Genomic DNA, 11596 nt, shown 5'->3' with positions numbered 1-11596 from the left:
CCGGCACGCTGCTGTTCCGCCCCACCGTGGCCGAGGAGTGCGCGGCCGCCGACGACGACTTCGGCGTGCCCCCGGCACCACCCGCGCGCTGCTGCGCCGGCTCGGCGACCACCTCGACCCGCAGGCCCACCCGCGCGACCTGTCCGAGGGCGGGCGCGTGCTGCTCGCCCTCGCGGTCGTGCTGGCCGGCGCGCCGAAGGTGCTGCTGCTGGACGAGCCGACCCGCGGGCTCGACTACACCGCCAAGGACCGGCTCGGCGCGATCCTGCGCGAGCTCGCCGCCGAGGGCACGGCCGTGGTCATGGCGACGCACGACGTCGAGATCGCCGCCGAGTGGGCCGACGACGTCGTGCTGCTGGCCGACGGCGAGCTCATCGGCCACGGGCCGGCACGCGAGATTCTTTGCGACTCACCGGCTTTCGCGCCCCAGGTGGCGAAGGTGATGCACCCGTTGCCCTACCTCACGGTCGGTGAGGTCCCGGCGCCGCCGCAGGCCGCACCACCCGCTGCGCCGCCGTCGGACGCCCCGGTGGTGACACCGTGAGCGCCACTCTCGCGCCGGCGCCGGGCCCTTCCCCGGTCGCCCGCACCGGGCGCGAGGAGATCCTCCCGTGGAGCTGGGCCAGCACCGTCGCGATGCTGCTCGTCACCGTCGTCGGCGTCGCGTCGTTCACCTGGCCGTTCTTCGTCGACTCCGACGCCGCGCTCGCCCGCGGCAACGACAGCCCGTGGCTGTTCCCCGTGCTCGTCGGCCTGCTCGGCGCGGTGCTCGTCGCCCAGGTCAGCCGCGGCGGGCTCGACGCCAAGGCCGTCGCGACGCTCGGGGTGCTGGCCGCGCTCGGCGGTGCGCTGCGCGTGCTGTCGGCCGGCACGGCGGGGCTCGAACCGATGTTCTTCCTGCTGGTCGTCGGCGGGCGGGTGCTCGGCCGCGCGGGCGGATTCCTGCTCGGCGCGCTGGCGATCCTCACCGGCGCGTTCCTCACCGGCGGCGTCGGCCCGTGGCTGCCCTACCAGATACTCGCGGCCGGCTGGGTCGGGCTGGGCGCCGCGCTGCTGCCCCGGGTCCCGGCGCGGGTCGAGCGATACCTGCTGGCGGCGTACGGCCTGGTCGCCGGGCTCGGCTACGGCGCCGTGATGAACCTGTGGTTCTGGCCGTTCCTCGGCGCGAGCGCCCCGTCCGGCGCCGGCTTCGACCCGGCCGACCCGCTGACCACCCAGCTCGCGCACTACGCCGTGTTCTACGGACTGACCTCGCTCGGCTGGGACCTCCCGCGCGGGGTGCTCACCGCAGCGCTCGTGCTGGTCGCCGCGCCGGCCGTGCTGCGCGCCCTGCGCCGCGCCGTGCGCCGGGCGCAGTTCGGGGCGCGCCCCGAGTTCGGCCCGCCGGTCTCGCCCGAGAGCGACGGGGTCAGGCCGGTTACAGTGTCCGGCGAGCGGAGCGACAGGGAACCAGGAGACAGCCACCTATGACCACGACGCTCGTCCTCGGCGGGACGCGAAGCGGCAAGAGCCGATACGCACAGACGCTGCTGCCCGAGCAGTCGGGCGTCACCTTCATCGCCCCCGGGCCCGTCCCGAGCGGCGACGACCCCGAGTGGGCGGCCCGCGTGCAGCGGCACCGCCGCGACCGGCCCGACGGGTGGGCGACCGTCGAGAGCGCCGACGTCGTGCGCACCATCCTGTACGCCCGTGGCCCCGTCCTCCTGGACTGCCTCGGCGCCTGGGTCACCTCGCTGATCGACGACGCGCAGCTGTGGGATGACCACACCGCCGCCCTCGACCTGGTCGACCAGCGCGCCGCCGAGCTCGCGGCGCTGTGGTCGCAGGCGCCGTACGACTCGGTCGCCGTGACCAACGAGGTCGGCATGTCGCTCGTCCCGACCACGCCCGCCGGGCGGCTGTTCACCGACGCGCTCGGCCGGGTCAACGTCACGATCAGCCGCGTCAGCGACCAGGTGCACCTGGTCGTCGCCGGCCGACTCGTCAACCTGACCGACGCCCCGCCCATCCCGGTGCCGGGCGGCTGAGCCGCCCGGTCGCTCGACCCGGGCGGCCCCGTCGCCTCAGCTCGTCTCGACCTGCACGAACGGAGGCTTCACGACCGTCGCGGGCAGCTCGCGACCACGCACGTCCACGACCACCTCGGTGCCCTCGCCGACCCCGCGGTCGAGCAGCACCAGCGCGATCCCCCGGCCGAGCGTCGGCGACATGGTGCCGGAGGTGACCGTGCCGATCACGGTGCCGTCGGCGTCCTTCACGTCGTTGCCGGCGCGCGGGATGCCGCGGCCGGTCGCCAGCAGGCCCCACGAGAGCCGGTAGTCCTTGCGGGCCTTCTGCTCCTCGAGCACCTGCTTGCCCCAGAAGCCGTCCTTCTTCCAGCCGACCGCCCACCCGGCCCGCGCCATGTTGGGCGTGATGTCCATCGTCAGCTCGTGACCGTGCAGCGCGTAGCCCATCTCGGTGCGCAGCGTGTCGCGCGCGCCGAGGCCGCAGGGCAGCCCGTCGTACGCCGCGATCGCCTCGACGAGCGCGTCCCACAGGGCGGGGGTGTCGTCCCAGCGGGGCACCAGCTCGAAGCCCTTCTCGCCGGTGTAGCCCGAGCGCAGCACGATCACCGGGCGGCCCTGCCAGTCGGCCTCGGTGAAGGACATGTACTCCAGGTCGGTCGGGAGCCCCAGCGCCTCCACGACCTCGACCGAGCGCGGCCCCTGCACCGCGATGATGCCGTAGTCGCTGTGCTGGTCGGTCACCGAGATGCCTTCTGGCGCAACGGCTTCCATGCGTCGTACGACCTCGGCGGTGTTGGCCGCGTTGGGCACCAGGAAGACCTCGTCCTCGCTCTTGAAGTACTGGATGAGGTCGTCGACGACGCCGCCGGTCCGCTCGTCGCAGCACATGGTGTACTGCGCCTTCGGCGGCTGCACCTTGCGCAGGTCGTTGGTGAAGCAGGCGTTGACGAAGTCGGCCGCACCCGGGCCCTGCACGAGGGCCTTGCCGAGGTGGCTCACGTCGAAGATGCCGACCCGCTCGCGCACCGCGGCGTGCTCGCGCAGCACGCCTCCGCCGGGGTACTCGATCGGCATCTGCCAGCCGCCGAAGTCGGCCATCTTGGCCTTCAGGGCGGTGTGGCGGTCGTGCAGGGGCGACGTCTTCGGCGCAGCTTCGGTCATGTCCTCAACGTATCCGGGGCCCGGCTGGATAGGGTCGCCGGGACAGGGGGCGGCGCACCGCTCTCCCTGCACGATCACGAGGAAGTGAACTGAGAGCCGTGACGACCCTGACCCTCACCGACAAGGACGCCAGCACCGTCAAGGCCGACGTGCTCGTGCTGCTCGCTGGCAAGAACGACGACGGCGTCGCCCTGATCCCGACGCACGGGCTGGCCGACGAGTCGGTCGAGCACGTCAACGCGACCCTCGCCGCGATCGGCGCCGGCGGAGGGCCCGACGAGACGATCAAGCTCACGGGGGTGCCCGGCGTCGCGAGCCCGCTGGTCGTGGTGTCCGGCACCGGACTGACCGGCGAGCCCAAGGCCTCCGACCACGAGACGATCCGCGCCGCCGCGGGTGCCGCGGTGCGCGGCCTCGCCGGCACCAAGCACGTCGCGCTCACCGCCCCCGGCCCGAGCTCGGAGCTGGCCGGAGCGGTCGCCGAGGAGCGCTCTTCGGGGCATACGCCTTCACGACCTACCGCACGGCCGCCAACCCCGGGAAGGAGCCGGTCGCCAAGGTCAGCGTGATCTCCGCCGCGGCCCGCACCGCCGCCGCCAAGGCCGCGGCCCGTCGGGCCGAGATCGTCGCCGACACACAGGCTTTCGCGCGCGACCTGGTCAACACTCCCCCGAACGACCTGTTCCCGGCCTCGTTCACCGACCGGGTCAAGAAGCGCCTCTCGGGCTCCAAGGTCAAGGTGTCCGTGCTGGACGAGAAGCAGCTGGCCAAGGCCGACTGCGGCGGTCTCGTCGGCGTCGGTCGCGGCTCGGCGCGCCCGCCGCGCCTGGTGACCCTGTCGTACAAGCCCGCCAAGGCGACCAAGCACGTCGCGATCGTCGGCAAGGGCATCACCTTCGACTCCGGCGGCCTGTGCATCAAGCCGGCGCAGAGCATGATCACGATGAAGTGCGACATGGCCGGCGCGGCCGCTGCGGCCGCCGCCATCGAGGCCGTCGCGCGGCTGGAGCTGCCGGTCGCGGTCACCGCCTACCTGTGCCTCGCCGAGAACATGACCGGCTCCGACGCGCAGCGCCCGGGCGACGTGGTCACCATGCACAACGGCAAGACGGTCGAGATCATCAACACCGACGCCGAGGGCCGCCTGGTGATGGCCGACGGGCTGTCGTTCGCCTCCGAGCTCAAGCCCGACGCCGTCGTCGACATCGCCACGCTCACCGGCGCGGCGATGATGGCGCTGGGCCTGCGCACCACCGCGGTGCTGTCCAACGACGAGGAGGCTTCGCAGCGCATGCTCGCGGCCGCCGAGCGGGTCGGCGAGCGGCAGTGGCCGATGCCGCTCAACGAGGAGCTGCGCAAGGCGATGGACTCCGAGGTCGCCGACGTCAAGCACACCGGTGAGCGCCAGGGCGGCATGATCACCGCCGCGCTGTTCCTGCGCGAGTTCGTCGGCGCGGGCGAGGACGGCGTCCAGCTGCCGTGGGTGCACCTCGACATCGCCGGCCCCGCCTTCAACGAGGGCAGCGCCTACGGCTACACGCCCAAGGGCGCCACCGGCCACGGCGTACGTTCGCTGGTCGGCTTCGTGGAGGCGCACGCCTGAGCTAGTCGACGGCGGCACAGCTGCGCTTGTTTGGCCGCGTCTCCTCCTCCAGGCCGGCTCGCAGGCTCACCCGCCCGGCATCGTCGACGGCGGCACAGAAACTACGACGGCGGCACAGAAGTTTTCTGTGCCGCCGTCGTGGTTTCTGTGCCGCCGTCGTCAGGAGCCGGGGCCGGACTTCCTGCGGAACATCTGCTGGGCGCCCGAGGTCTCGGCGTCATGGGCGCCGGCGACCTTGGAGTGGGCCGAGTGGTCGGACACGTCGCGGCCGCCGTGCGCCTGCTTCTTCTCGAGCGCCTCGCGGAACTTGCGCTTGGTCTCCTCGTCGGGGCCCACCTGCGCCGCGTTGTCGTCGCCTGCCGCGTCCCGTCGTGAGCTGTCGGCCATCGTGTCCTCCTGGTCTCGTGGCGGTCGTGGCACCGGCGGTGCCTGCCGTCACTGTCACACACGGTCGGGGCGCGGGCCAGAGTTTCATCGCCTCCGTGACCTGGCTGCAGCGCACGCCGGCGCGGGTGGAAGGATGGGCGCCGGAGCCAGTCGGTGCCCCCTGCCGACGCGGTTTCGCAGACCGTTCGACGACGCAAGGGAGCGTTGCGCAGATGAGTGCCGAGTCCGCACCGACGTACGACATCGTGATCCTCGGAGGCGGCAGCGGCGGCTATGCCTGCGCGTTCCGGGCGGCCGAGCTCGGGATGTCGGTGGCGCTCGTCGAGAAGGACAAGCTGGGTGGCACCTGCCTGCACCGCGGCTGCATCCCGACCAAGGCGCTGCTGCACGCGGCCGAGGTCGCCGACTCCGCCCGCGAGGGCGAGAAGTTCGGCGTGAAGACGTCGCTGGAGTCGATCGACATGGCGGGCGTGCACTCCTACAAGGACGGTGTCGTCGGCCGCCTCTACAAAGGTCTGCAGGGTCTCGCCAAGGCGCACAAGATCGAGCTGGTCGAGGGCGAGGGCAAGCTCACCTCCCCCACCACGGTGCAGGTCGGCGACCGCACCCTCACCGGCAAGAACGTCGTGCTGGCTACCGGTTCGTACGCCAAGACGCTGCCCGGCCTGGAGGTCGGTGGCCGCATCGTCACCAGCGACCAGGCGCTCACCCTCGACCGGGTCCCCGAGCGTGTCGTAGTGCTCGGTGGCGGCGTGATCGGCGTCGAGTTCGCTTCTGTCTACAGGTCTTTCGGCGCTCAGGTCACCGTGGTGGAGGCACTCCCCCGGCTGGTCGCGGCCGAGGACGAGGCGGTCTCCAAGCAGCTCGAGCGGGCGTTCAAGAAGCGCAAGATCGACGTCAGGACCGGGGTGAGGTTCGCCGGCGCCACCGACGACGGCGACAAGGTCACCGTGCAGCTCGAGGGCGCCGACCCGATCGAGGCCGACCTGCTGCTCGTGGCCGTCGGGCGCGGCCCGGTCACCGAGGGCCTCGGCTACGAGGAGGTCGGGGTGAGCACCGACCGGGGCTACGTCACCGCCGACGAGCGTTGTCGTACGTCCGTCGACGGCGTCTATGCCGTCGGCGACATCGTGCCGGGTCTGCAGCTGGCGCACCGCGGGTTCCAGCAGGGCATCTTCGTGGCCGAGGAGATCGCCGGGAAGCAGCCGGCGGTGCTCGCCGAGTCGGGCATCCCGCGGGTGACCTACTGCGACCCCGAGATCGCCTCGGTCGGCCTCACCGAGGCACAGGCCAAGGAGCAGCACGGCGAGGTCGAGACCTATGAGTACAACCTCGGCGGCAACGGCAAGAGCCAGATCCTGCAGACCCAGGGCTTCGTCAAGCTGGTGCGTGCCAAGGACGGCCCCGTCGTCGGCGTGCACATGGTCGGCGCCCGCATGGGCGAGCAGGTCGGCGAGGCCCAGCTCATCGTCGGCTGGGAGGCCCTGCCCGACGACGTCGCGCCGATGATCCACGCCCACCCCACCCAGAACGAGTCGCTCGGCGAGGCGCACCTGGCGCTCGCCGGCAAGCCGCTCCACGCGCACTCCTGATGACCGTGCGCACCCTCCGATCTCGCGTGCTGGCCGATCCGACCGGCGCGCTGCACATCCGCCTCGATATCCGGGAGACTGTGACCCATGTCTGAACGTGTGACCATGCCCGCCCTCGGCGAGTCCGTGACCGAGGGGACCGTGACCAGGTGGCTCAAGAGCGTCGGCGACGAGGTGGCCGTCGACGAGCCGTTGCTGGAGGTCTCGACCGACAAGGTCGACACCGAGATCCCTTCGCCGGTGGCGGGCACGCTGCAGGAGATCCTCGTCGAGGAGGACGAGACGGTGCCGGTCGGCGCCGACCTCGCCGTCGTGGGCGACGGCCCCGCCGAGGGCGGCTCGGACGACTCCGGTCAGCAGCAGGGCGAGAGCCAGCAGGGCGAAGCCCAGCAGAGCGACCAGCAGAGCGGCGGCGACGAGCAGCCGCAGCAGGACGCCCCGGCCGAGCCCGAGCCCGCGCAGGCGCAGGCCGGTCAGACCGACGCCCCGCAGCAGGAGCAGTCGTCCGGCGACTCGGGTTCGAGCGACTCTGATTCGAGCGACTCGGGGTCGTCCGGCGATTCCGGCTCGGGCGGCGGGTCCGGCGAGGTCACCGGCGGCGAGACGGTCCAGATGCCGGCGCTCGGCGAGTCGGTCACCGAGGGCACCATCACCCGCTGGCTCAAGGCCGAGGGTGACGACGTCGAGGTCGACGAGCCGCTGCTGGAGGTCTCGACCGACAAGGTCGACACCGAGGTGCCCTCCCCCGTGGCGGGCAAGCTCACCAAGATCCTGGTGCAGGAGGACGAGACCGTCCCGGTCGGCGCCGACCTCGCCGTCGTGGGTGGCGAGGCCGGCGGTGGCTCCGGCGGCGAGTCCGCCCCGACGCAGGAGCAGCCGAAGCAGGAGGCCCCCAAGGACGAGGCTCCGAAGCAGGAGGCTCCGAAGGAGGAGGCCGCCGAGCAGGCCGAGCAGAGCGCCGGGTCCAGCTCCGAGGCGAAGCCGCAGGAGAAGGCCGAGGAGGACGCCGGTGCCGACCGCGCCGCCCCCTCGACCGAGCAGAGCGGCGAGGCCGCCGAGGACGTCACCAAGAAGCCCGAGCCGTCCACCGAGCAGGAGAAGCAGCAGCCGCCGGCGCAGAACAGCCCCGACGCTGCGCAGTCCGGATCGGGCCAGGCACCGAGCCAGGCGCCGAGCCAGGCCCCCAGCCAGGGGCAGGGCCAGGCCGGCCAGGCCAGCGGTGGCGGGTCCGACGAGCGCGACCCGGCGGCGTACGTCACGCCCCTGGTGCGCAAGCTCGCCCAGGACAAGGGCGTCGACCTGGCCTCGATCACCGGCACCGGGGTCGGCGGGCGCATCCGCAAGCAGGACGTGCTGGCTGCCGCCGAGGCGGCGTCCCAGCCGGCCGAGCAGCCCGCTGCCGAGCAGCCGGCCGCCCCCAGCGGTGACTCCGGCGACAAGGCCGCGGCCGCGGCGCCGGTGTCGCCCAAGCGTGGCACCACCGAGAAGATGACCCGGATGCGCAAGCTCATCGCCACGCGCATGGTCGAGAGCCTGCAGGTGTCGGCGCAGCTGACCACCGTGGTCGAGGTCGACGTCACCAAGATCGCGCGGCTGCGTGACCGCACCAAGGCCGGGTTCGAGCAGCGCGAGGGCACCAAGCTGTCGTTCATGCCGTTCTTCGCGGTCGCGGCGGTCGAGGCGCTCAAGCAGTACCCGCAGCTCAACGCCAGCGTCGACGGCGACTCGATCGTCTACCACGACTCCGAGAACCTCGGCATCGCGGTCGACACCGAGAAGGGCCTGTTCGTCCCGGTGATCCACAACGCCGGCGACCTCAACATCGCCGGGCTGGCGCGCAAGATCGCCGACCTGGCCGGTCGCACGCGCACCAACAAGATCACGCCCGACGAGCTGGGCGGAGGCACGTTCACGCTGACCAACACCGGCAGCCGCGGCGCGCTGTTCGACACCCCGATCATCAACCAGCCGCAGGTCGGCATCCTCGGCACGGGTTCGGTCGTGAAGCGTCCGGTCGTCGTGACCGACTCCGAGGGCGGCGAGACGATCGCCATCCGGTCGATGGTCTACCTGGCGCTGTCCTACGACCACCGCATCGTCGACGGGGCCGACGCCGCCCGGTTCCTGACGGCGATGAAGGCCCGTCTCGAAGAGGGCGCGTTCGAGGTATGAGCACCCGACAGCGCGTCGCCATCACCGGCTCCTCCGGCCTGATCGGCGGCGCGCTGTCGTCGTTCCTGCAGGAGCGCGGCGACGAGGTGGTTCACCTCGTGCGTCGTGACCCGACCGAGCCGCACGAGCGGCGCATCGACCCCGACCAGGGCGAGCTGGAGCCGGGTGCCCTCGACGGGGTGACCGCGGTGGTCAACCTCGCCGGGGCCGGCATCGGTGACAAACGGTGGACCGACGCCTACAAGCGCACCCTGGTCTCCTCGCGCATCGACACCACCGCGACCGTGGCCCGGGCGCTCGCCGACCTCGACGAGCCGGTGCGGCTGGTCAACGGGTCGGCGATGGGTTACTACGGCGACCGCGGCGACAACGTGCTCGACGAGACCAGCGGCCCCGGCGAGGGGTTCCTCGCCGACCTGGTCCGCGAGTGGGAGGCTGCGGCCCAGCCGGCCGTCGACGCGGGGTGCCCGACGGCGTACGCCCGCACCGGCCTCGTCCTCGCCGCCGACGGCGGCGCGCTGGAGCGGGTGCTGCCGCTGGCCAGGCTCGGCCTGGCCGGCCCGCTCGGCTCCGGCAAGCAGTGGTGGTCGTGGATCACGCTGGCCGACGAGGTGCGGGCGCTCGCCTTCCTCGTCGACCACCCGGAGATCACCGGGCCGGTGAATCTCGTGGGACCGCAACCGGATCGGCAGCGCGACGTGATGAAGGTGCTGGGCCGGCTGCTCAACCGTCCGGCGCTGCTGCCCGCCCCGTCGATCGCGCTCAAGGTCGTGCTCGGCGAGCTCGCCGAGGACGTGCTCGGCAGCCAGCGCGTGCGACCCGCCGTCCTGGAGTCGTCCGAGTTCGAGTGGGAGCACAGCGACGTGCAGTCGGCGCTGCGCTGGGTGCTGGCGCAGCAGGACTGAGCGCTCGCGCTCAGCACGAACCGCCCGCCGCCGTCAGCCTGCCCGTCGCCACTCCGGCTCGCCACCGCCGTCCGATGCCGTGCAGCGCAGGAGGCGGCCCTCGCCGTCACGGATCGTGACCCCGTCCGGATGGCACGGACCACCTTCCGCGGGGCCGTACCTCCCGAAGCCCGGTGCCTCACGGCCCGGCTCGGCCGTGCGCATCTGGAAGGTGCGCGACCAGACGAACGCGTCGGTCGCGTACACCTGCACGCAGTAGGCGGTGCGGCCGTCGGCGGTGCGGGCCACCTCCCAGGGCGTGTCGTCGCAGTAGTCGTCGATCCGCACGATCCGGCCGCGGGGCGTCTCCCGGCGCGTCGGGGTCGCGGTCGCCGACTCCCGCTCCGGCTCGTCCGTCTCGGTCTCGGAGTCCCGCTCGGTCGGGGTGGCTGTGCGGGTGGTGCGTCGCGTGGTGCTCGAGGGGGTCGAGGTCGGCGGCGGCGCGCTGGTGGTGGGTTCCTCGCTCGTGGGTTCTTCGCTCGTGGAGGAGGTCTCGCTCGTCGGCGACGGCGTCGTGCTGGGGGTCGGCGCGCTCGAGGTCGTGGCCGCCGGCGTGCTGGACGTGCTCGACGTCGCCGCCTGCTCGGTGTCTCCGGAGCACCCCGCCAGCACGACCATCGCCGCCGCTGCCCCACCGACCAGTCCGCGCCTGCCCGCGCTCCGCTGCCTCATGCCTCTCACGCTAGGCCGGGCTGCAGCGCCCCGGTCGGTTCCGGGCGCGAAATCCTCCGGGCCAGGGGTGCTTCGGAGGCGGCTTTACTCTGGGGCGCGTGGTGCGCCACCGACCGGCGCGGGGTGGCGCACCAGCCGCCCCAGAGTAAAGCGGCCGCGGAGACCTTCTGCTCGTCCCCGGTTCGGCGGCGTCACGAGCGCCCGCGCACGTAGACCGAGACGTGCTGGTCGCGCCCGGTGTAGGGCTGTCGGTGCCAGCCGCCGTACCTCGCCTCGAGCCGGAGCCCCGCGAGCCGCGCCATCAGGTCCAGCTCGGACGGCCAGGCGAGGCGACAGACGATGGGCGCGAAACGTACGCCGTCGGCAGCGATGCGCACGTGGTTCTCCACCAGGTGCTGGGTAACCGGGTCGTAGCGGCAGACGTCCAGCGTCACCGCGTCGGTCTCGACCTGCTCGGGCCGGGCGTAGGAGTCGGTCGGGAGCCACGCGCTCGGCACGGCGGCCTCGACCACGAACCGCCCACCGGGCCGCAGGTGGCGCGCGGCGTTCTCGAAGCAGCGAACCTGCTCGTCCTGGCCGAGCAGGTTGAAGATCGTGTTGTAGACGAGGAAGACGAGCGGGTACGTCTCCCCCGTCGTCTCGCGGGCCATGTCGCCGAGGACGACGCGCAGGTCAGCGCCACCGTCGCGCGAGCGGAGCACGTCGACCATGTCGGGCGACAGCTCGATCCCGTCGACGCGCACCCCGCGCGCCGCGAGCGGCAGCGCGACCCGGCCGGTGCCGATGGCCAGCTCCAGCGCGCCGGCCGGCGAACCGTCCGGCGCGTCGCCGGGCAGCAGGCCGGCCAGGAAGCCGGCCGCGGCGTCCTCGTCCCCGCGTGGTTCGTCGTCGTAGCGCGCGGCCACGTCGGGCCCGAAGCTGGTGGCAGGGTCGAAGTCCTTCACCCGGCCGAGCCTGGCCCGGCGTGCTCGCCGCGACAACCGGGTTAATCGTTCCGGGGTTGTCGGTGAGCCTCACTAGGGTCGTAGCTGTGCCCGAACCGTCCGCCACTCCCGA

At 72.7% G+C, this 11596-nt stretch carries 11 protein-coding genes and 1 pseudogene; 8 read left to right on the top strand and 4 right to left on the bottom strand.

The genetic code is table 11. The features are described from left to right. Positions 1-37: 37 nt before the first annotated feature. Genes QUE40_RS06555 through QUE40_RS06545 form a run of 3 tightly spaced genes read left to right on the top strand, consistent with a single transcriptional unit; the run spans position 38 to position 2027 of the window. Positions 38-544 carry an AAA family ATPase gene (locus QUE40_RS06555; RefSeq protein WP_289233033.1) on the top strand — a complete coding sequence of 169 codons (507 nt, stop codon included), beginning with the start codon at positions 38-40 and terminating at the stop codon, positions 542-544. Next, a complete protein-coding gene (locus tag QUE40_RS06550; RefSeq protein WP_289232660.1) occupies positions 541-1470 on the top strand; it encodes an ECF transporter S component in 930 nt (309 codons plus the stop codon). The genes QUE40_RS06555 and QUE40_RS06550 overlap by 4 nt, the downstream gene beginning before the upstream one ends. Next, a complete protein-coding gene (locus QUE40_RS06545) occupies positions 1467-2027 on the top strand; it encodes a bifunctional adenosylcobinamide kinase/adenosylcobinamide-phosphate guanylyltransferase (protein WP_289232659.1) in 561 nt (186 codons plus the stop codon). The genes QUE40_RS06550 and QUE40_RS06545 overlap by 4 nt, the downstream gene beginning before the upstream one ends. A gap of 36 nt (positions 2028-2063) precedes the next feature. Here QUE40_RS06545 and gcvT read toward each other — a convergent pair whose 3' ends face one another. After that, positions 2064-3170 (bottom strand): glycine cleavage system aminomethyltransferase GcvT, encoded by a 1107-nt coding sequence (gcvT, locus tag QUE40_RS06540; protein WP_289232658.1) that lies wholly within the window; start codon positions 3168-3170, stop codon positions 2064-2066. Between the two features lie 98 nt (positions 3171-3268). On the opposite strand from gcvT, the gene QUE40_RS06535 reads away from it, so the two are divergent. Next, positions 3269-3739, top strand: a complete 471-nt coding sequence (locus tag QUE40_RS06535; RefSeq protein ID WP_350227090.1) for a M17 family peptidase N-terminal domain-containing protein — start codon at positions 3269-3271, stop codon at positions 3737-3739. Continuing rightward, positions 3712-4773, top strand: a pseudogene (locus QUE40_RS06530) (leucyl aminopeptidase); the annotation flags it as partial. The gene QUE40_RS06535 and the pseudogene QUE40_RS06530, both read left to right, overlap by 28 nt. Before the next feature lie 159 nt (positions 4774-4932). On the opposite strand, the gene QUE40_RS06525 reads toward QUE40_RS06530, so the two are convergent. After that, a complete protein-coding gene (locus QUE40_RS06525) occupies positions 4933-5160 on the bottom strand; it encodes a DUF5302 domain-containing protein (RefSeq protein WP_142004968.1) in 228 nt (75 codons plus the stop codon). 212 nt (positions 5161-5372) lie between these two features. Between QUE40_RS06525 and lpdA the strand changes: the two genes are divergently transcribed. The 3 genes from lpdA (at position 5373) to QUE40_RS06510 (ending at position 9829) form a co-directional block, all read left to right on the top strand. Further along, positions 5373-6752 carry a dihydrolipoyl dehydrogenase gene (gene lpdA, locus QUE40_RS06520; protein WP_289232657.1) on the top strand — a complete coding sequence of 460 codons (1380 nt, stop codon included), beginning with the start codon at positions 5373-5375 and terminating at the stop codon, positions 6750-6752. An 87-nt stretch (positions 6753-6839) separates the two neighbouring features. Then, a complete protein-coding gene (gene sucB / locus QUE40_RS06515) occupies positions 6840-8924 on the top strand; it encodes a 2-oxoglutarate dehydrogenase, E2 component, dihydrolipoamide succinyltransferase (RefSeq protein ID WP_289232656.1) in 2085 nt (694 codons plus the stop codon). After that, complete coding sequence (locus tag QUE40_RS06510) at positions 8921-9829, top strand: TIGR01777 family oxidoreductase (protein ID WP_289232655.1); 909 nt, start codon at positions 8921-8923, stop codon at positions 9827-9829. The genes sucB and QUE40_RS06510 overlap by 4 nt, the downstream gene beginning before the upstream one ends. A 33-nt stretch (positions 9830-9862) precedes the next feature. Here QUE40_RS06510 and QUE40_RS06505 read toward each other — a convergent pair whose 3' ends face one another. Beyond that, the gene (locus QUE40_RS06505; protein WP_289232654.1) at positions 9863-10540 is read right to left on the bottom strand and encodes a hypothetical protein; all 678 of its coding nucleotides are present in this window, start codon (positions 10538-10540) and stop codon (positions 9863-9865) included. A 191-nt stretch (positions 10541-10731) separates the two neighbouring features. Beyond that, complete coding sequence (locus QUE40_RS06500) at positions 10732-11484, bottom strand: class I SAM-dependent DNA methyltransferase (protein WP_142004963.1); 753 nt, start codon at positions 11482-11484, stop codon at positions 10732-10734. Positions 11485-11596: the final 112 nt, after the last annotated feature.

It is taken from the genome of Barrientosiimonas endolithica (genome assembly GCF_030296655.1).
GTDB classification, from domain to species: Bacteria; Actinomycetota; Actinomycetes; order Actinomycetales; family Dermatophilaceae; genus Barrientosiimonas; species Barrientosiimonas humi.
Note: the sequence above shows the minus strand (reverse complement) of the source record. Positions and strands in the feature narration are given on the sequence as shown.